Source organism: [Roseibacterium] beibuensis (assembly GCF_039542305.1).
Classification (GTDB): domain Bacteria; phylum Pseudomonadota; class Alphaproteobacteria; order Rhodobacterales; family Rhodobacteraceae; genus Roseibacterium; species Roseibacterium beibuensis.
In genome coordinates this window covers 169,232-186,977 of the sequence record NZ_BAABHW010000005.1, presented here as the reverse complement: position 1 = coordinate 186,977, position 17,746 = coordinate 169,232, and the positions used below count along the sequence as shown (strand labels likewise).

The window sequence follows — 17,746 nt, the reverse complement described above, 5'->3', positions numbered from 1 at the left end:
CGGATGTGGATGGCACGATCCAAGCACGCGGCGGGCGCGCGCGCAACGAAAGCGGGGCGTTTGAAACGAAAACGGCGCCCGCGAAGGGCGCCGCTCGATAGCTGTCGCTCAGGGGGTGGCTCAGGCGACCTTGACCAGTTCCACGGCAAAGGTCAGGTCCTTGCCCGCCAGCGGATGGTTGGCATCCAGCGTCACGGTCTCGTCCGTCACCTCGGCCACGGTCACGGGCAGGGTCTGGCCCTCGGGCGTCTGCACCTGCAACTGCGTGCCAAGGTCGAGCGGGATGTGATCGGGCACCGCCTCGCGCGGCACCTGCTGCATCGCGTCCTCGCGATGCGGGCCATAGGCTTCGGCGGCGGGGATGGTGACCGTCTTCTTGTCACCCTCGGACATGCCCGACAGCGCGTTTTCCAGACCGGGGATGATCTGGCCTTCGCCCATCTGGAAGGTCAGCGGGTCGCGCCCTTCGGAACTGTCGAAGGTGGTCCCGTCTGCAAGGGTGCCGGTGTAATGAATGGACACGGTGGTGCCCGGCTTAGCCTGGGTCATATGCATCTCTTTGGTTGGGAAAGGCGTGAATTTCGCGGAAAAGCGTCGGTGACGCAGGACTACCGCGGTGGCTCGCGCAGCAAGGTAAGGGTTGCGGTCGCGTAATGAAACCCCTGCACCCGCAATTGTCGCCGCCCGATTGCTGTGCCAGTGTCGGCCCGACAAGAGCGAAGGGGGATGGCATGGCGATCAGGGTCTGCGTATTCGATGCCTACGGCACGGTGTTCGACGTTTCCGCGGCGGCGCGCGAACTGGCGGGGCAGCCGGGGCGCGAGGGCTTTGCCGAGGTCTGGGCGCAGGTGGCCACGGACTGGCGGCTGAAGCAGTTGCAATACTCGTGGCTGCGCGCGATCACCGGGCATCATTGCGATTTCTGGCAGGTGACGCAGGACGGGCTCGACTGGGCGCTGGAGCGCGCGGGCCAGGACCATGACGCCAGCCTGCGCGAGGCGCTTCTGGGCCTCTACTGGCAGCTTGCCGCTTTCCCTGAGGTGCCCGAGATGCTGGGCGCGTTGAAGGGCGCGGGGCTTCGGACCGCGATCCTGTCCAACGGCTCACCCGACATGCTGGCGGGCGCGGTGGACAGCGCCGGCGTGGGCGATCTGCTCGACGCGGTGCTGTCGGTCGAGGATGTGGGCATCTTCAAACCCGATGCGCGGGTCTATGACCTTGTGGGAGAGCGCTTTTCCTGCGCGCGCGAGGAGGTGCTGTTCGTCTCCTCCAACGGCTGGGACGCGGCGGCAGCGGCGGCTTACGGGTTCGTCACGCTGTGGGTAAACCGCGCCGGAGAGCCGGTGGACCGCCTGCCGGCCCGCCCGCACCATGTCGCGCCCGACCTGCGCAACGTGCCTCATCTGGTGGCGGACCTTTGATGCAGTTCGTGACGGCGAAAGACGGGGTGAAGCTGGCCTATGACGACCGGGGCGCGGGCACACCGCTTCTCTGCCTGCCGGGGCTGACCCGCAACATGGAGGATTTCGAGCCGGTGGTGGACCGCTTCGCGGATCACGCGCGCATCATCCGCATGGATTTCCGCGGGCGCGGGGCCTCCGACCATGGCGACCCCGCCACCTACGCCATCCCGCAAGAGGCCGAGGACGTTCTGACCCTGCTCGACCATCTGGGGCTGGGGCGCGTGGCGATCCTCGGCACCTCGCGCGGCGGGCTGGTGGCGATGATGCTGGCGGCGACCGCGAAACAGCGGCTGTCGGGCGTGATCCTCAACGATATCGGCCCCGAGATCATGCCCGAGGGGTTGGCGATGATCATGGACTATATCGGGCGCCCGTCCCGATTCCGCACACTGGAAGAGGCCGCGGCGGCCTTCCCGACCTATTTTGCCGAGAGTTTCCAGAACGTCCCCGCCGCCACATGGGCCGATTTCGCGCGCCGCCTTTACACGCAAGGCGACGGGAAGCTTGACCTGCGCTACGACCCCCGCCTGCGCGATGCGGTGGCGGCCTCCTTCGATCCGGAGGCGCCCGCGGTCGATCTCTGGCCGCTCTTCGACGCGTTCGAGGGGCTGCCCCTCGGCCTGGTCCGCGGGGCCCATTCCAACATCCTGTCGGCGGACACAGCGGCCGAGATGCGCCGCCGCCGCCCCGACATGGCCTTTGTCGAGCTGGGCGACCGGGGGCATGTGCCCTTCCTCGACGAACCCGGCGCGGTCCGCGTCATCGAAACCGTGCTGGAGCAAGTCGCATGACCGATATCGCGATGATCGAGGCCGCCGCCGCGCGCGCCAAGGGGGTGGTGCGCGAGACGCCGCTATTGAATTCGCCCTTCCTGGACGAGGTCGCGGGCCGTCCCGTCTGGGTGAAGGCCGAGGTGTTGCAGCACACCGGCAGCTTCAAGTTCCGCGGCGCGTGGTCGGCCATCTCGGCGCTGGACCCGGAGCTGCGCGCGCGGGGCGTGCTGGCCTATTCCTCGGGCAACCACGCGCAGGGCGTGGCGCGGGCGGCGCAGCTGCATGGCATCCCGGCCACGATCCTGATGCCCGCCGATGCGCCGCGGCTCAAGATCGAGAACACCCGCGCCTACGAGGCCGAGGTGGTGCTCTATGACCGCGCCGGGGGCGAGGATCGCAACGTGCTGGGGGCGGAGTTGCGCGACGCGCGGGGCCTCACCCTCATCAAACCCTTCGACGAGCCGCAGGTGATCGCGGGGCAGGGCACTTGCGGGCTGGAAATCGCCGCGCAGGCCGCGGCAGAGGGCGTGACGGAGGCCACCGTGCTCACCTGTTGCGGGGGCGGGGGCCTGACGGCGGGGATCGCGCTGGCCCTCGAGGCACGGGCGCCGGGCATGCAGGTGCGCCCGGTCGAGCCTGTGGGGTTCGACGACACCGCGCGCTCGCTGGCCAGCGGCCAGATCCAGCGCAACACCGGTCCCGAAGCGGGCTATTGCGATGCCATCCTGACCCCGGCGCCGGGCGATCTGACCTTCCCCGTCCTGCACCGACTGTGCGGCCCCGGCCTCGTCGTGACCGAGCACGAGGTACGCGCCGCGATGCGCGCCGCCTTCGAGCGGCTGAAGCTGGTGATCGAACCGGGCGGCGCGGTGGCGCTGGCCGCGGCGCTCTTCCATGGGGCTGCGCTTGCCGACGGGCCGGTGATCGCCACGGCCTCTGGCGGCAATGTCGATGCGGACACGTTCACCGAGGCCTTGTCCACAGCCCCGAAACCCTAGGCCCCGTCCCCGACAGCCCGCGTTCCCGGACCTGCATCTTTATCCTTCAAATATGCAGCGCGCGGATCGCGCGCCGCGGGACAGGGGGCTCGATGCCCCCTGTCGCGCGACATCGGGCGACGGCAAGGCCGGCGCAACCCTTTGTGGGAATTACTCGGCCGGTGTGGCCGTCGCCGCCCGCGCCTGGATGCCGAGAAACAGCAGCAGCGACAGCGCCATCAACAGGGCCGCAAGGGCAAAGGGCGCGCCGGGCCACCAGATCGCGCCGCCCTCGCGCGTGGCCCAGAAAAAGGCCTGCGTCATCATCAGGGGCGACAGGATCATCGACAGCGCCGAGAGCGAGGCCAGAACGCCTTGCAACTCGCCCTGCTGGTCCGCCCCCGCCGCGCGGCTGAGCACCCCTTGCAGGGCCGGGGCAACCATCGCGCCAAGCGCCGAGATTGGGATCATCGCCCAGATCATCCAGCCCTGTCCGATCAGCGCATAGGCCACGAGGCAGCCGGTGTTCAGGATCAGGCCCCAGGTGACGGCCCGCACCTCGCCCAATCGCCGCAGGACCGGCTGCACCAGCCCGCCCTGCACGATCGCCATGGCGACCCCGTAGGCGGCCAGCGAGGTTCCGACCATCGCCGCGTCCCAGCCGAAAGCGCCTTGCGTCCAGTAGGCCCAGATCGCGGGATAGACGAAATTCGACACCTGGTAGGCAAGCATCACCGCCAGAAGCGGGCGCACACCGGGCAGTTGCCCCATCTGCATCAACCCGCCCGCCGGGTTGGCGCGACGCCAGTCGAAGCGGCGCCGCCGCGCCCTGGGCAGGCTTTCGGGCAGAACGAACAGGCCGAACACGACGTTCAGCGCGGCGAGGAGGGCCGCTGCCACGAAAGGCGCGCGCGGGTCGAGATCGCCCAGAAGCCCCCCCAGAAGCGGGCCGAAGATGAAGCCCATGCCGAAGCCGGCCGAGATCAGCCCGAAGCTTTTCGCGCGGGTCTCGGGCTCGGTGATATCGGCCATGAAGGCGAAGGCGGTGGAATGGGTCGCCGCCGTGATGCCTGCCACGATCCGGCCGGCCAGCAGCAGCCAGATCGACCCGGCGAGCGCCATCACCACGTAATCAAGCGCCATGACACTCATCGAGACCAACAGGACCGGCCGCCGTCCGAACCGGTCCGACAGGTTGCCGATCGTGGGGGCAAAGCCGAATTGCATGATCGCGTAGGCCGCCGACAGGATGCCGCCCCAAAGGGCCGCATCGTTCAGCCCCGTGCCCCGCACTTCGGCGATCAGGTCGGGCATGACCGGAAGGATCAAGCCGATGCCCATCGCGTCAAGCATGACGGTTACGAGAATGAACAGGACGGGCAGACGCATGAAGAGGCTCGGTGTCGGACGGGTGTCAAGGTAGATTGACAGCTACGTCCTGTCCAATCAATTGCGCCGCGCCCGTGCGCGTCGCCCGGGCGGGCGCGGCAAGGGGCATCGAGCCCCTTGCCGCGCCGGCGCGTTCCGCGCCTGCATATTTGAAGGATAAAGATGGGGTCAGCCTGGCGCGTGCGTCTCGGCGATGCGCCTTGCCCTGTCCCGTGCGGCCTGGGCCAAACCGGCCAGATCCTCGTCGAGGGCCGGATCGGGGGTGAGGGTGAGTGGGGCGCTGGCGATGGCCGAGATCAGCGTCGCCGAGCGGGCCGCGGTGGCGACGAGTTGCGGCAGGGCGAGGTGCTCGGCCAGCCTCTGGGCCTCCGATTGGGGGGGCTGCGTGCCGGCAATCGCGGAGGCAAGCGCCTTGGCATGGCCGGACAGGGCCATCAGCGCCGGAAGGGGGGGCGGGCCGAGAATGGCGATGGCGGTTTCGGCGGGGCTATGCGCCTGAAGCGCGCTGGCGATCTTGCCACCGCTCGCTGCAAGCTCGGACAGCCAGTTTGCAAGGGGGCTGAGATCCCGCGGAGCGGCATCGCCCGGGTCGCCAAGCCCGAGGGCCGTTGCAAGGGCGCTGCGTCTGGCGGGCGTCTCCTCGCCCGCACCCAGGCGCACGCAAAGGCAGGCGGGGCGCAGCGCCTCCAACTGATCGTGCAAACGCAGCAGGGCTTTGCCCCAGTCCAAGACCGCCTGCGCCGGGACGCGCAGGTGTGGCGAGGGGCCCGTCTCTTCCCGGCCGCACACAGGCGCCAGCCCCCCGAGGGCCGTGCCAAGCCGCGCTTCGATCAGCATGAGCGCCTGGCGCAGGCGCAGGGCGCGGGCCGTGTCGCGGATGTCGTGGTCGGTGGCCCCGCGGAACAGGTAGGGCGCATGCTCCGGCGCGTTCAGCGCGGCGCGGACGGCCTCGACCAGGGCGAGGACGGGTGTGCCCGCCTCCCATCCGGGGCGCGACAGCGCGGCGGGGTCGACCTGCACCTCCATCGCGGCGCGGTGCAGGAAGGCACCGCTGATCTCGGGGATGTCACCGGCCTGTCCCTGCACCTTGGCGAGCGTGCCCATCACCAGCATCATCGCCCGTACTTCGGCCGTGTCCGAGAACAGTCGCGCGATCTCGGCATCGCCGAAGAGGTCGCGATAGAGCGCGCTGTCGAAGGGCGTGACGCTCATCCGGCCCCTCCGGGCAGGTGGCCGATCCCGGCCAGGAACGCCGTCAGATGCGCGGCGTAGGTGTCGGGGTCCTCAACGCAGGGCAGGTGGCCCGCGCCGCGGATCAGTTCGTAGCGCGCGCCGGGGATCAGGTCGGCCATCTCGCGCACGAGGTCGGGCGGGGTCGATCCGTCCTGGTCCCCCGCGATGACCAGCGCGGGCAGGCGCAGTGCTGCCGTGGTCGTGTAGAAATCGGTCCCCGCGATGGCCGCCGAACAGCCCGCGTATCCGGCCTCGGGCGTGACCTCGACCATGCGCTTCCACGGGGTGACGGCGGGGCTGTCGCGGAAGGGTTTTGAAAACCACCGCTCCATGATCGCGTCCGACATGGAGGTCAGCCCCCCGGAATGGATCTGCGCGATGCGATCGGCCCACATCTGGCGCGTGCCGATCTTGGGGGCGGTGTTCGACAGCACCACCGCGCGCACCAGGTCCAGGCGCTTGGCCGCCAGCCCCTGCGCGATCATCCCCCCGATGGACAGGCCGACGACCACGGCCTCCTTGACCTCCAGCGCATCGAGCAGCCCCTCGGCATCGCGCACCAGCGCGCCCATCGTGTAGGGCGCCTGCGGGCAGGTCGACAGGCCATGGCCGCGCTTGTCATAGCGGATCAGGCGCAGCCCCTCGGGCAGGCGCGCCACCACGTCGTCCCAGAGGCGCAGGTCCGTGCCAAGCGAGTTGGCGAACAGAACCGGCGGCCCGTCCTCGGGCCCCTCCAGTTTCACATGCAAAGTCACATCGTCGAGCGTGATGCAGTCCATCGGCGGATCCTCCTGTCGGCTTGCCTTGCTTGTCGGCCAGACGGCGCGCGCGTGCAAGCAGGTCGCGCATGGGCCATCGGCCGCCGTGTTTTGCCTTGCACGCCCTGGGATGGCCGCGCAGGCTGGCCCCAACGACAAACGAGGGAGGGGTCCAGTGCCGAGTGAAATCCGCGCCGCCGTGTGCCACGCGTTCAATTCGCCGCTCAAGATCGAAACGCTGCAGCTTCGCGATCCCGGGCCGGGCGAGGTGCAGGTCACGCTGGAAGCCGTGGCCATCTGCCATTCCGACATCTCCTACATGGAAGGGGCCTGGGGCGGCGCCTTGCCCGCAGTCTACGGGCACGAAGCGGCGGGCCGGGTCACGGCCCTCGGCCCCGGCGTGACGGCACTGGCCGAGGGGGAGCGCGTCCTCGTCACGCTGATCCGGTCCTGCGGACATTGCCCCTCCTGCACCACGGCCAAACCGGTCTACTGCACCGGGAACCAGCCGCTGCCGCCGGAACTGACGCTGTCCGATGGCACCGAGGTGAACAAGGCGATGAATTGCGGCGCCTTCGCCCAGAAGGTGACCGTCCATGTCAGCCAGACCGCTCCCATCGGCGAGGACATCCCCGGAGAGGTCGCCTGCCTGCTGGCCTGCGGCGTGCCCACGGGGGTCGGCGCGGCGGTCAACACGGCGGGCGTGCGCCCGGGCGACGTGGTCGTTGTGATCGGCGCGGGCGGCGTGGGGCTGAACGCGATCCAGGGCGCGCGCATCGCGGGCGCGGCGCATATCATCGCGCTCGACCTCGAAGAGACCAAGCTCGACATTGCGCTGGACTTCGGCGCGACGGCGGCGCTTCTCGCCTCGGGCGAGACGCCCTGGCGCGCGGCCAAATCCGCCGCCGGCGGGCGCGCGGCCGACCATGTCTTCGTCTCTGTCGGCGCGATCCCGGCCTATGACATGGCCAACCGCTTCCTCGCGCCGGGTGGCACGGTCTACGCGGTCGGCATGCCCCATTCCGGCGGCACCTCCTCCTACGAGCCGGTGATCCTGGCCGCCACGGGGCAGGGGATGCGCGGTTCGCTGATGGGCGAGGTGGTCCTCGGGCGTGATATTCCGTGGATGGTCGAGCTCTACCGGCAAGGCCGCCTGAAACTGGACGAATTGATCTCGAACCGCTGGCGCCTCGACCAGATCAACGAGGCCATCGCCGACACCAACACGGGGCAGGCCCGGCGCAACGTCATCCTCTTCGACTAGGCCGCCCTTTCATCTTGGCCAAAAAACTCTCGGGGGGTGTGGGGGGCAGACAGCCCCCCACCGGCCCGCCACCTGCCACAGCGAGGACCGCCGATCATGCGCCTGACCGACCTGGAGATCTTCCCCGTCGCCCCGCCGCCCCCCGGCTGGGGCGGGCGCTATTGGCTGATCCTGCGTCTGACCACGGCAGACGGGATCACCGGCCTGGGCGAGGTCTATGCCAGCGCCGTCGGCCCCAAGGCCATGGCGGCGGTGATCGAGGATGTCTTCGCCCGCCACATGGAGGGGAACGCGCCCGAAAACATCGAGACGATGTTCCGCCGCGCCTATTCCTCGGGCTTCACGCAGCGGCCTGACCCCACCGTCATGGGCGCGTTCTCGGGGCTGGAAATGGCCTGCTGGGATATCCTGGGCAAGATGCGCGACCGGCCCGTCTGGGCGCTCATGGGCGGGCGGATGAACGACCGGCTGCGCGCCTATACCTACCTCTACCCCGAGCCGCACCACGACCCCGACCGGTTCTGGATCGACGCCGACATGGCCGCCGAGGCCGCCAGTGCCCGCGTGGCCGAGGGCTGGACGGCGGTGAAATTCGACCCGGCCGGCCCCTATACGATGCGCGGCGGGCATATGCCGGCCATGTCCGACATCACCCGCTCCGCCGCGTTCTGCGCCGCGATCCGGGCGGCGGTGGGTGACCGGGCGGACCTGCTTTTCGGCACGCATGGGCAGTTCACGCCCGCGGGCGCGATCCGGCTGGCGCAGGCCATCGCCCCGCATGATCCCCTGTGGTTCGAGGAACCCGTGCCGCCCGACGATTTTCCCGCCCTCGCGGCGGTGGCCCGCGCCACGACGATCCCGGTCGCGACCGGAGAGCGCCTGACCACCAAGGCGGAATTCGCCGCCGCGCTGGCCCATGGCGCAAGGATCCTGCAACCGGCGCTTGGCCGCGCGGGGGGCCTGTGGGAAGGCAAGAAGATCGCCACGCTGGCCGAGGCGGCGGGGGCGCAACTGGCCCCGCATCTCTATGCCGGTCCGGTGGAATGGGCGGCGAATGTGCATCTGGGCGTGACCTGCCCGAACCTCCTGATGGTCGAAGCCATCGAAAGCCCGTTCCATGACGCGCTGGTCACGGGGCGGCCGCGGGTGGAAAACGGCTTCGTCGCGGCCCCGGACGCGCCGGGGCTGGGGATCGCGTTGAACGAGGATCTGGCCCGCGCCCACCCGGTCACGACCGACCGGCTGCACCTGGAAATGCGCGACGCACCCTGCGACTGGCAGAATGGCAATGCCTTCGCCGGGGGCGCCGCCGACTGAGCCGGGGGCGGGCGGATTTCTCGAGAAATCCGGTCCGTTTTCCTCGAGGAAAACGGCGCCTTACCCGCGCGTCTTCTCGTGCTCGTAGCGCAGGCGGGCGATCTCCTCGTTCTTCTCGGACTTGCGCTGTGCCTGCAGCGCCTCTTCGACGAAGCTGAGATGTTCCACCACGGCGGCGCGGGCGGCCTGTGGATCGCGGGCCTGAAGCGCGGCGTTGATCGCGCGGTGATGTTCCAGCAGCAGGTCGCGCGTGGTGCGGTTCTTGAACATGACCTGACGGTTGAAGAACACGCCCTCGCGCAGAAGGTCGAAGATCGAGCGCATCATGTGCAGCAGGATCACGTTATGCGAGGCCTCGAGGATGGCGAGGTGGAACTCGGCATCGAGCTCCGCCTCGTCCGACGGGTTCCGCTTGGAATGGGCGGCTTCCATCTTGCGAAAGATCGTGTCGATCACCTTGAGGTCGGTGTCCGAGCCATGGATCGCGGCACGTTCGGCGGCGATGGATTCGAGGTCGCGGCGAAAGGCGATGTAGTCGAACACCGCCTCTTCGTGCTGCGCGAACAGCCGGATCAGGGCGGGGGAGAAGGCCGAGCCGAGCACATCGGCCACGTAGATGCCCGCGCCCGCGCGCGTCGACAGAAGCCCGCGATCCTGCAACTCCGCGATGGCCTCGCGCAGGGACGGGCGCGATACGCCGAGGCGTTCCGACAGTTCCCGCTCGGATGGCAGGCGTTCACCCGGGCGCAGGATGCCGCGCAGGATCAGTTGCTCGATCTGGCGCACGACACTGTGCGACAGTTTCTCGGCCTCGATGCGCTGAAACGGCATGACACGGCCCCTCCCTCCCTCGTATTGGTCAGGGATTATGACCGCATTGCCGCGCAAGTCCAGCGTTCACCGGGCCTGCGCGGTTGGAATTCCGACCTGCGCCCCTCAGCCGCGCGGGCGGATGATGACCTCGACCCGGCGGTTCTGCTGCCGGCCCTCGGGGGTCAGGTTCGACGCGACAGGCTCGCTTTCGCCACGGCCATAGCTGCGGACCCGAGCAGGCGCGACGCCTTCTTCCAGCAGGACGCCGGCCACCGCGCCGGCACGCCGGGCCGAAAGGTCCTGGTTGTATTCGGCCGACCCGGTGTTGTCGGTATGGCCGACCACATCCACGGTGGTGTCGGGGTATTGCTGCAGGTTGCGCGCCAGCGCGCGCAGATCGGCCTGAAGCCCGGCCCGGATTGCCGCCGAGTCGATGTCGAAAAGGATGCCCTCGGGCATCGTCACGATCAGTTCTTCGCCGGTATTCTCGATGGCGATGCGGTCATTGGCCATGGCCGCGCGCAGGTCGCGCGCCTGACGGTCGAGGGCCGCGCCGATGGCTCCGCCCGCCAGCGCACCGGCGGCGGCGCCGATGACGGCATTGCGGCCACGGTTGTCGTCATCGGCGGTCGCACCGAAGAAGGCGCCCAGCATGCCGCCGATCACCGCCCCGTCGCGGGTGCGGTTGGCATTGGGGTCCTGCACGGTGTTGGACACGCAGCCGGTCAGCACCAGCGTCGCGGCGGTGAAGACGGCAATCGGGGTCTTGGACAGAAGGGTCATGCGAAAATCCTGCTCTGGCACGTTGTTTTGGGGCCGCAGCGGTGTGGCGCGGCCGGATTGGCCTCAGATATAACACCGCTCGGACGGCTGCGCAGGGGGAAAAACGCGTTTGGCGAAAACTCGCGCAAGCGGTCCGGGCGCGGGATCAGTCCGGTGCGCCGCCCGCTTCCGCGCTCGCCGTCTCCCATGCCAGCATGGCGCGTTTGACCGGCAGGCCCCAGTGATAGCCGCCCAGACCGCCCGACTTCCGCAGCGCGCGGTGGCAGGGGATCAGCCAGCTGATCGGGTTGCGCCCCACCGCTGTGCCCACGGCACGCACCGCCTTGGGCCGCCCGATGGCGCGGGCGATCTCGGAATAGGTGGTGACATGGCCCGAGGGGACCGACAGCAGCGCCTCCCACACCTTGATCTGGAAGGGCGCGCCGATCAGGGCCAGCTTCACGTCGCCCCCCGTGGCGCCGAAGGCGGCCTCGGCCCAGGGCGCGAGGACGGCAGGGTCCTCGAGATAGGTCGCCTCGGGCCAGCGCGACATCAGGTCGGCCAAAGCGGCGGTCTCGCCCGTCTCGGCGGTGAAGCCGATGCCGCAGATCCCGCGCTCGGTGCCCATGACGATGGCCGGGCCGAAGGGGCTGTCGAACAGGCCCCAGCGGATCGTCAGGCCCGCGCCCTTGGCGGCATAGGTGCCGGGGCTCATCGCCTCCCATGTCAGGAACAGGTCATGCAGCCGCCCGCCGCCCGAAAGGCCCGTTTCCGCGACCGTGTCCAGCACCGTGTGGCGCTCGGCCAGCAGGCGCTTGGCATGGTCCAGCGTCAGGTATTGCTGGTAACGCTTGGGACTGACCCCGGCAAAGCGCGAGAAGACCCGCTGCAGATGCGCGGGGCTGAGGCCGATCTCGCGCGCCAGATCCTCCAGCGAAGGGCCGGGGGGCGGGGCGGCGTCGATGGCGTCCAGCGCGCGGCGCACGATGTGAAAGTGATAGGCCAGTTCGGGGGCGTCGGGGGCAAGCTCGGTCATCGCGTCTCTCCTGTCTTGTCCCAATCTAGGCGCGGCCCGTCCCGCCCGCGACCCGCTTCTTGCGCCAAAGCGTCTCTTGTAGCCCGTCCCGGCAGGCGGCATTAGGGGGCATGGCCAAGCAACTGCCCTACCGCACGATGCACGAGATCTTCACCCGGTTCCACGCCGCCGAGCCGGAACCGAAGGGAGAGCTCAACCACGTCAACGCCTACACGCTGGTCGTGGCCGTGGCACTCAGCGCGCAGGCCACGGATGCGGGCGTGAACAAGGCCACCGCAAAGCTGTTCCAGATCGCCGACACACCGGAAAAGATGCTGGAATTGGGCGAAGAGGGGCTGATCGAGCATATCAAGACGATCGGCCTGTTCCGCAACAAGGCCAAGAACGTCATCAAGCTGAGCCGTATCCTGGTCGAGGACTACGGCGGCGAGGTGCCGTCGAGCCGCGCGGCGCTGCAATCGCTGCCGGGGGTGGGGCGCAAGACCGCCAACGTGGTGCTGAACATGTGGTGGCACTACCCCGCGCAGGCCGTCGATACGCATATCTTCCGCGTCGGCAACCGCACCGGCATCGCGCCGGGCAAGGACGTGGATGCCGTCGAGCGCGCCATCGAGGATAACGTCCCGGCCGAGTTCCAGCTTCACGCCCATCACTGGCTGATCCTGCACGGGCGCTACACCTGCGTCGCGCGCAAGCCGAAATGCCCCGCCTGCCTGATCCGCGACCTCTGCCCCTTCGAGGACAAGACGGTCGAACCCGCCCCGAAACGCCCGCGTGCGAAAAAAGGACAAGACCTGACATGACCCAAGACTACGACCTCGTCGGCATCGGAAACGCCATTGTCGACGTGATTTCCCATGGCGATGACAGTTTCCTCGAGAACATGGGCATCCAGAAGGGGATCATGCAGCTGGTCGACCGCGAGCGGGCGGAACTGCTGTACGCGTCGATGAATGACCGGGTGCAGGCCCCGGGCGGGTCGGTCGCCAACACCGTCGCGGGCGCGGGCACGCTGGGGCTGAAGACCGCCTTTCTTGGCAAGGTGAAGGACGACGCGCTTGGCCGTTTCTACGCGACAGGGATGGAAGAGGGCGGCACCGCGTTCCCGAACCCGCCGGCCCCCGAGGCCGACGCGCCCACCTCGCGCTCGATGATTTTCGTCTCTCCTGATGGCGAGCGGTCGATGAACACCTATCTCGGCGCGGGCGCGGATTTCGACGAGGGGGACGTGGATGCAAGCGTGGCCGCGAATGCCCGCTGGCTGTTCCTGGAGGGCTATCTCTACGACAAGCCCGAGGGGAAAACCGCCTTCACCGCCGCCGCCGATCATTGCCGCAAGGGCGGGGGCAAGGTCGGCATCACGCTCAGCGATCCGTTCTGCGTCGACCGCCACCGCGCCGATTTCCTGCGCCTGATCGAGGGGCAGATGGATTACGTGATCGGCAATCACGAGGAATGGCTGGCACTCTACGAAACCGACGATCTGGACGCCGCGCTGGCGCAGGCCGCCACGATCTGTGACATTATCGTCTGCACCCATTCCGGCGAACCGGTGAAGATCCTGCGCGGGGCGGCGCACGTCGAGATCCCGGTCGAGACGATCACCCCGGTCGACGCCACCGGCGCGGGCGACCAGTTCGCTGCCGGGTTCCTTTACGGCATGGCCACAGGGCAGGAGTTGGAGATGGCGGGCCGGATGGGCGTCGCTGCCGCCTCCGAGGTGATCCGCCATGTCGGCCCGCGCCCCAAGCGCCCGCTGAGCGAGGTGTTCGCGGCGCAAGGCCTGATCTGAGGCAGCGTCGCTCCGCGGTCCGGTTTCCGCGGGCCGCGCCCCGGATTGCCGGGGTGGTCTGGCCTCGGTCCGGGGCCTGGTGCAGGACCTGTCACGAAAGCTTCATGGGCCTCGGTCAAACGGGGGCGCACAACCCAACCCTTTCCGGACGGGACGCGCTTCGCTAACAAGGTGCAGGCGGTCGCAGGGCCGCCACCCCGTTTTGCATTTTGTCGAGCGCCTTTCGCCATTTCATGACCGATCCGCTTTACCTCTCCGCCATTCTCGGCCTCGGACTCATGCTCAAGATCGCGGGTTTCGCCGTGCGCGACGAGCTTGTTCTGCGCGTCCTCGTTGCAGTCGGCATCTCGTGCGACGCGCTGTTCTACGCGCTGCGTCCCGAGCCGATCCTGCAATCGGTGCTGGCCAACCTGTCGCTTGTCACCGTCAACGTGATCCTCATCCTGCTGATCCTGATCGAGCGCACGACTTGGCGCATGAGCGCCGAAGACCGCGCGCTGTTGCGGCATTTCCCGACGCTGACACCGGGGCAGTTCCGCCGCATCGCCAGGATCATGGAGCGCGAGACCGTGGGGCGTGACACGCCGCTGGCGCTGGAGGGCAAGCCGGTCGAGAACCTGATGCTGGTCTTCTCCGACCGGATCGAGATCTCCAAACAGGGCCGGAGCTTTCCCATCGGCGGCCCGGCCTTCGTGGGCGAGATCGCGTTCCTGACGGGCAACCCGTCCTCGGCCGATGTGCGTTTGCCCGAGGGCGGAACCGTCATTCGCCTGCCGATCGAGCCGCTGACGGCGATGATGGCGCGCAAACCCGCGCTCAACAACGCGATGGTGGCGCTGTTCGGGCAGGAACTGGCGCGCAAGGTCGCCGACAGCGTGCCGATGGATCGCGCGGCGCAGACCCGCTCGGTGGTCGGACAGGGCCCTACGCACGACACCATCCCGGCGATCGATCCCGAAAGCCAACCCGGCACGAGTTGATCGGCGCAAGCCTGCGGGGCGCGCAGCAATTGCGCGCGTTCCGAAAATCGACGACGATCCAGACCAGTACAGGTAGTCGAGAGGGCCCGCGCGTGCCGCGATCCGAGGAAGTCCTTGCCATGGGCGCGTCCCTGCCATGAGGCGCGCGACCCTTCTTCTCGGGCTTGGCCTGACGGCGTTGATGCTGCTTCTGGCCGCCGTATCGCCCCTGATCCTCGACCGCGCGCGTGATGCTGTGTTCGACGGCTACCAGCGTGCCAGCCCGCGCGCCTATGATCCGCAGGCCCCGGTTCATATCGTGGATATCGACGAGGCCGCCCTCGACCTCTACGGGCAATGGCCCTGGCCGCGCAGCTACATGGCCGCGCTGACCGACCGGCTGTTCGAGCATGGCGCGGCGGCGGTCGGGTTCGACGTGCTGTTCCCCGAGCCGGACCGCACCTCGCCCGAGCGGATCGCCGAAAGCTGGGGCCGGTTTGCCGAGGGCATCCCGCCGATCCTGCCCGACCTCGGCCTTGCGCCGCATGACGACCGCTTTGCCGCGGCCATCGCGGGGCGCCCGGTCGTCCTCTCCATCGCGGGCGCGGTGGACGGGGGGCTGCCCGCCGCCAAGGCCGGGGTCGCCGTGACGGGCGAGGTGCCGCCGGGGTTGGCCAGCTATCCGGCGGCGGTCGAGAACCTGCCCGCGTTGACCGAGGCCGCGACCGGGCTCGGCATGGTCAGCCTTGGGCGCAACGAAGACGGGATCACCCGCAGCGTGCCGATGGTTACGCGGGTGGGCGAGGCGCTGATCCCCTCGCTTTCGGCGGAACTCCTGCGCGTCGCCCAGGGCGCGGGCGGTCATATCCTGCGCACGACCGAGGCTTCGGGCGAGGTGTCCGGTGGCACGGTGGCCGCGACCGAGATGCGGACCGGGGCCTTGATCTACCCGGTCGAGGCCGATGGCCGGTTCCGCATCCATTTCGCCGGGCGTCAGGCCGAACGCGTGACCCCCGCCGCCGAGCTGTTGGAGGCGGAGGGGCTGGACCCGGATTTGCAGGCGCGGCTGGCTGGGCGGATCGTGCTGGTCGGCTCCTCGGCGCAGGGGTTGTTCGACATCCGTACGACGCCGCTGGACGGGCAGATCGCGGGCGTCACGCTCCATGCCGAGATCATCGAACAGATCGTGTCGGGCAGGTTCCTCACGCGGCCCGACTGGATGTTCGGCCTTGAGATCGTGGTGATCGTGCTGATCGGCGCGGCGCTGACGCTGCTGCAATTGCGCGAACACGCGGTGGCGGGGCTGTTCGCGGCGATGGGGCTGGCGGCGGCGGCGATCCTTGGGGGGCTTTGGTCTTTCTCGGCGGGCTACCTGTTCAACCCGGTCTTGCCGGTCCTGACGGCGGCGGCGGTCTACGTGCCGGGCACGACCCTGGGCTTCATGGCGAAGGAGCGGGCGCGGCGCACGATCCGCAGCCGCTTTGCCTATTTCCTGCCGCCCGAACTGATCGGCCGGATCGAGGCCAACCCCGAGGCGGCCCTGACCCCGGAAGGCGCCGAGCGCGACCTGTCGGTGATGTTCGTGGACATGCGCGGCTTTTCCACCGTGACCGAGGGCATGGACCCCGCCCGCGTCGTGACGCTGGTCAACACCTACCTGTCAGCCGTGGCCGAGGCGCTGGTCGATCGCGGCGCGACCATCGACAAGTTCATGGGCGACGCGGTCATGGCCTTCTGGAACGCCCCCATCGCGCGCGAGGATCACGCCGAGGCGGCGCTTGGCGCGATCTTCGCCGTGGAGGAGGCCGCCGCCAAGGCCAACGCGGCCCTGCGATCCGAAGGCTTGCCGCCCGTGTCGGTGGGGATCGGGGTGAATACCGGTCCCGCCTCGGTCGGGCTGATGGGCTCGCGCGACCGGCTTTCCTATACCTGCATCGGGGACAGCGTGACCCTTGCCGCGCGGCTGGAGGGGTTGACCCGGCAATACGGGGTGGCCGCCTGCGTCGGGCCGGATACGGCGGCGGCGGCAGGGCAGGGGGCGGCCGCGGGGCTGGTGGCCATCCCGCTCGACCTGATCGCGGTCAAGGGGTTCGCCAATGCGGTCGAGGTCTCGACCATCCTGCCTGAGGGGTCGGCAGAGGTGGAGGCCTTTGCCCGCACGCTGCAGGAGGCGCGCGGCGATTACCTTGCCCGGAACTGGGCGCGGGCCGAGGAAAGCTTTGCCGCGCTGGCCGAAATGCAGGTCGCGTTCTGCGACACGACCCTGCTGGCGCGGCTCTACCTTGACCGGATCGAGGGATTCTACCGCGCAGCTCCGCCGCCCGGCTGGGCGGGCGAGGCGGTGGCCACGGTGAAACGCTGAAACGACGAACGCCCGCCGGGTGGCGGGCGTCGATGATCTTGGTCGCAACGCTGCGACGGTCTTCAGTATTCGTTGTAAAGCTCTTCGAAGAATTCCATGATCACGTCGATGTCGAAATCATCGTCGAAGATCTCGAAGTCGAACTCTTCGCCGCCCGTGGAAACGGGGCCACGGTCGGACGGGTTGGGATCGTTCACGCCGCTTCCCAACGGGGATCCGCTGCCGCCACGCGGCGCGCCGTCGATCAGTTGCAGGAGGAAGGCCAGGAACTCGGGCGCGACCTCGCCAAGATATCCCTCGGTCCCGAGCACGCCGCCTTGACGGCTGGTGCAACTCGTCCCGCCCGAGGCGGTGGCAAGGCACAGGCGCTCGCCGGCGATGAACACGGCATAGGTCGCCCCCCCCGATGCGAAGACGAGAACCGACGATCCGCGCACGCCGATGGTGGCCGAGGGCGTGACGATGGTGGCGGGCTCCTCGCGGCTGAGCGCGCCGCCGATGAAACGCAGCGCGCCTTCGGTCAGTTGCAGCCCCATCTCGCCCGCGCCCTGGTTCGGGTCGAACACGAACCGGTCCAGCACGATGGTCGTGTTGGGGGCCAGCGACAGGGTGGATTGATCCGCGAACAGAAGCTGGCCACGCCCGGTGGCGGAACTCTGGACCGTCTCGTCGGCGACAAGGCCGCTGCCGAGGGCCAGGGTGCGGGTCGCGGCGCCCGGCGGCGTACCGCGCAGCGTCGGTTCGGAGGAGGCAACCGTGCCGATCTGTTGCGCCGCTGCGGGAAGCGCCAGACCGGCGAGGACTGCGGCGGTCAGGGCGGGGCGGGTGATGCGTGTGAAGATGCTCAT

Annotated in this window: 17 protein-coding genes; 9 read left to right on the top strand and 8 right to left on the bottom strand. The window is 69.1% G+C overall.

Features of this window, described 5'->3' with window-relative positions; genetic code table 11:
• Nucleotides 1–120: 120 nt before the first annotated feature.
• Nucleotides 121–549, bottom strand: a complete 429-nt coding sequence (locus ABD923_RS15755) for an FKBP-type peptidyl-prolyl cis-trans isomerase (protein ID WP_222189521.1) — start codon at nucleotides 547–549, stop codon at nucleotides 121–123.
• A 182-nt stretch (nucleotides 550–731) separates the two neighbouring features.
• On the opposite strand from ABD923_RS15755, the gene ABD923_RS15750 reads away from it, so the two are divergent.
• From ABD923_RS15750 to ABD923_RS15740, 3 genes are read left to right on the top strand one after another with little or no spacing between them, the layout of a single operon-like run.
• Nucleotides 732–1,421, top strand: coding sequence for a haloacid dehalogenase type II (locus ABD923_RS15750; RefSeq protein ID WP_259552377.1), 690 nt, complete (start codon nucleotides 732–734; stop codon nucleotides 1,419–1,421).
• Nucleotides 1,418–2,254 carry an alpha/beta fold hydrolase gene (locus ABD923_RS15745; RefSeq protein ID WP_259552379.1) on the top strand — a complete coding sequence of 279 codons (837 nt, stop codon included), beginning with the start codon at nucleotides 1,418–1,420 and terminating at the stop codon, nucleotides 2,252–2,254. The genes ABD923_RS15750 and ABD923_RS15745 overlap by 4 nt, the downstream gene beginning before the upstream one ends.
• Entirely contained in the window at nucleotides 2,251–3,234 is a 984-nt protein-coding gene (locus ABD923_RS15740; protein WP_259552381.1) for a threonine ammonia-lyase, read from the top strand. The genes ABD923_RS15745 and ABD923_RS15740 overlap by 4 nt, the downstream gene beginning before the upstream one ends.
• 150 nt (nucleotides 3,235–3,384) lie before the next feature.
• Here ABD923_RS15740 and ABD923_RS15735 read toward each other — a convergent pair whose 3' ends face one another.
• The 3 genes from ABD923_RS15735 to pcaD all read right to left on the bottom strand — a co-directional run bounded on the left by ABD923_RS15735 (nucleotide 3,385) and on the right by pcaD (nucleotide 6,614).
• Nucleotides 3,385–4,602, bottom strand: a complete 1,218-nt coding sequence (locus ABD923_RS15735) for an MFS transporter (protein WP_259552383.1) — start codon at nucleotides 4,600–4,602, stop codon at nucleotides 3,385–3,387.
• 168 nt (nucleotides 4,603–4,770) lie between these two features.
• Entirely contained in the window at nucleotides 4,771–5,814 is a 1,044-nt protein-coding gene (locus ABD923_RS15730; protein ID WP_259552385.1) for a lyase family protein, read from the bottom strand.
• Nucleotides 5,811–6,614, bottom strand: coding sequence for a 3-oxoadipate enol-lactonase (gene pcaD / locus ABD923_RS15725; protein WP_259552390.1), 804 nt, complete (start codon nucleotides 6,612–6,614; stop codon nucleotides 5,811–5,813). The genes ABD923_RS15730 and pcaD overlap by 4 nt, the downstream gene beginning before the upstream one ends.
• 109 nt (nucleotides 6,615–6,723) lie before the next feature.
• Here pcaD and ABD923_RS15720 point away from each other — a divergent pair, with 109 nt between their 5' ends.
• Both ABD923_RS15720 and ABD923_RS15715 read left to right on the top strand, forming a co-directional pair.
• Complete coding sequence (locus ABD923_RS15720) at nucleotides 6,724–7,857, top strand: alcohol dehydrogenase catalytic domain-containing protein (RefSeq protein ID WP_259552391.1); 1,134 nt, start codon at nucleotides 6,724–6,726, stop codon at nucleotides 7,855–7,857.
• 96 nt (nucleotides 7,858–7,953) lie between these two features.
• Nucleotides 7,954–9,174 (top strand): mandelate racemase/muconate lactonizing enzyme family protein, encoded by a 1,221-nt coding sequence (locus ABD923_RS15715; protein WP_259552393.1) that lies wholly within the window; start codon nucleotides 7,954–7,956, stop codon nucleotides 9,172–9,174.
• Nucleotides 9,175–9,234: 60 nt separating this feature from the next.
• On the opposite strand, the gene ABD923_RS15710 is transcribed toward ABD923_RS15715, so the two are convergent.
• The 3 genes from ABD923_RS15710 to ABD923_RS15700 form a co-directional block, all read right to left on the bottom strand.
• Nucleotides 9,235–10,005, bottom strand: coding sequence for a FadR/GntR family transcriptional regulator (locus ABD923_RS15710; protein ID WP_259552394.1), 771 nt, complete (start codon nucleotides 10,003–10,005; stop codon nucleotides 9,235–9,237).
• Nucleotides 10,006–10,110: 105 nt separating this feature from the next.
• Entirely contained in the window at nucleotides 10,111–10,770 is a 660-nt protein-coding gene (locus ABD923_RS15705) for a YiaD family glycine zipper/OmpA-like lipoprotein (RefSeq protein ID WP_259552396.1), read from the bottom strand.
• A gap of 145 nt (nucleotides 10,771–10,915) precedes the next feature.
• Complete coding sequence (locus ABD923_RS15700; RefSeq protein WP_259552398.1) at nucleotides 10,916–11,785, bottom strand: methylated-DNA--[protein]-cysteine S-methyltransferase; 870 nt, start codon at nucleotides 11,783–11,785, stop codon at nucleotides 10,916–10,918.
• A 110-nt stretch (nucleotides 11,786–11,895) separates the two neighbouring features.
• Between ABD923_RS15700 and nth the strand changes: the two genes are divergently transcribed.
• The 4 genes from nth (at nucleotide 11,896) to ABD923_RS15680 (ending at nucleotide 16,898) form a co-directional block, all read left to right on the top strand.
• Nucleotides 11,896–12,588 carry an endonuclease III gene (gene nth / locus ABD923_RS15695; protein ID WP_259552400.1) on the top strand — a complete coding sequence of 231 codons (693 nt, stop codon included), beginning with the start codon at nucleotides 11,896–11,898 and terminating at the stop codon, nucleotides 12,586–12,588.
• Nucleotides 12,585–13,577, top strand: coding sequence for an adenosine kinase (locus ABD923_RS15690; protein WP_259552406.1), 993 nt, complete (start codon nucleotides 12,585–12,587; stop codon nucleotides 13,575–13,577). The genes nth and ABD923_RS15690 overlap by 4 nt, the downstream gene beginning before the upstream one ends.
• A gap of 233 nt (nucleotides 13,578–13,810) precedes the next feature.
• The gene (locus tag ABD923_RS15685) at nucleotides 13,811–14,557 is read left to right on the top strand and encodes a Crp/Fnr family transcriptional regulator (RefSeq protein ID WP_259552408.1); all 747 of its coding nucleotides are present in this window, start codon (nucleotides 13,811–13,813) and stop codon (nucleotides 14,555–14,557) included.
• A 136-nt stretch (nucleotides 14,558–14,693) separates the two neighbouring features.
• The gene (locus ABD923_RS15680) at nucleotides 14,694–16,898 is read left to right on the top strand and encodes a CHASE2 domain-containing protein (protein ID WP_259552415.1); all 2,205 of its coding nucleotides are present in this window, start codon (nucleotides 14,694–14,696) and stop codon (nucleotides 16,896–16,898) included.
• Nucleotides 16,899–16,960: 62 nt separating this feature from the next.
• On the opposite strand, the gene ABD923_RS15675 is transcribed toward ABD923_RS15680, so the two are convergent.
• Nucleotides 16,961–17,746, bottom strand: a complete 786-nt coding sequence (locus ABD923_RS15675; protein ID WP_259552417.1) for a FecR family protein — start codon at nucleotides 17,744–17,746, stop codon at nucleotides 16,961–16,963.

Excerpts from the sequence above, each read along its gene's own strand:
- ABD923_RS15755 (WP_222189521.1), bottom strand. The coding sequence starts at position 549 with ATGACCCAGGCTAAGCCGGGCACCACCGTGTCCATTCATTACACCGGC.
- ABD923_RS15750 (WP_259552377.1), top strand. The coding sequence starts at position 732 with ATGGCGATCAGGGTCTGCGTATTCGATGCCTACGGCACGGTGTTCGAC.
- ABD923_RS15740 (WP_259552381.1), top strand. The coding sequence starts at position 2,251 with ATGACCGATATCGCGATGATCGAGGCCGCCGCCGCGCGCGCCAAGGGG.
- ABD923_RS15735 (WP_259552383.1), bottom strand. The coding sequence starts at position 4,602 with ATGCGTCTGCCCGTCCTGTTCATTCTCGTAACCGTCATGCTTGACGCG.
- ABD923_RS15730 (WP_259552385.1), bottom strand. The coding sequence starts at position 5,814 with ATGAGCGTCACGCCCTTCGACAGCGCGCTCTATCGCGACCTCTTCGGC.
- pcaD (WP_259552390.1), bottom strand. The coding sequence starts at position 6,614 with ATGGACTGCATCACGCTCGACGATGTGACTTTGCATGTGAAACTGGAG.
- ABD923_RS15720 (WP_259552391.1), top strand. The coding sequence starts at position 6,724 with ATGGCCGCGCAGGCTGGCCCCAACGACAAACGAGGGAGGGGTCCAGTG.
- ABD923_RS15715 (WP_259552393.1), top strand. The coding sequence starts at position 7,954 with ATGCGCCTGACCGACCTGGAGATCTTCCCCGTCGCCCCGCCGCCCCCC.
- ABD923_RS15710 (WP_259552394.1), bottom strand. The coding sequence starts at position 10,005 with ATGCCGTTTCAGCGCATCGAGGCCGAGAAACTGTCGCACAGTGTCGTG.
- ABD923_RS15705 (WP_259552396.1), bottom strand. The coding sequence starts at position 10,770 with ATGACCCTTCTGTCCAAGACCCCGATTGCCGTCTTCACCGCCGCGACG.
- ABD923_RS15700 (WP_259552398.1), bottom strand. The coding sequence starts at position 11,785 with ATGACCGAGCTTGCCCCCGACGCCCCCGAACTGGCCTATCACTTTCAC.
- nth (WP_259552400.1), top strand. The coding sequence starts at position 11,896 with ATGGCCAAGCAACTGCCCTACCGCACGATGCACGAGATCTTCACCCGG.
- ABD923_RS15690 (WP_259552406.1), top strand. The coding sequence starts at position 12,585 with ATGACCCAAGACTACGACCTCGTCGGCATCGGAAACGCCATTGTCGAC.
- ABD923_RS15685 (WP_259552408.1), top strand. The coding sequence starts at position 13,811 with ATGACCGATCCGCTTTACCTCTCCGCCATTCTCGGCCTCGGACTCATG.
- ABD923_RS15680 (WP_259552415.1), top strand. The coding sequence starts at position 14,694 with ATGAGGCGCGCGACCCTTCTTCTCGGGCTTGGCCTGACGGCGTTGATG.
- ABD923_RS15675 (WP_259552417.1), bottom strand. The coding sequence starts at position 17,746 with ATGAGCATCTTCACACGCATCACCCGCCCCGCCCTGACCGCCGCAGTC.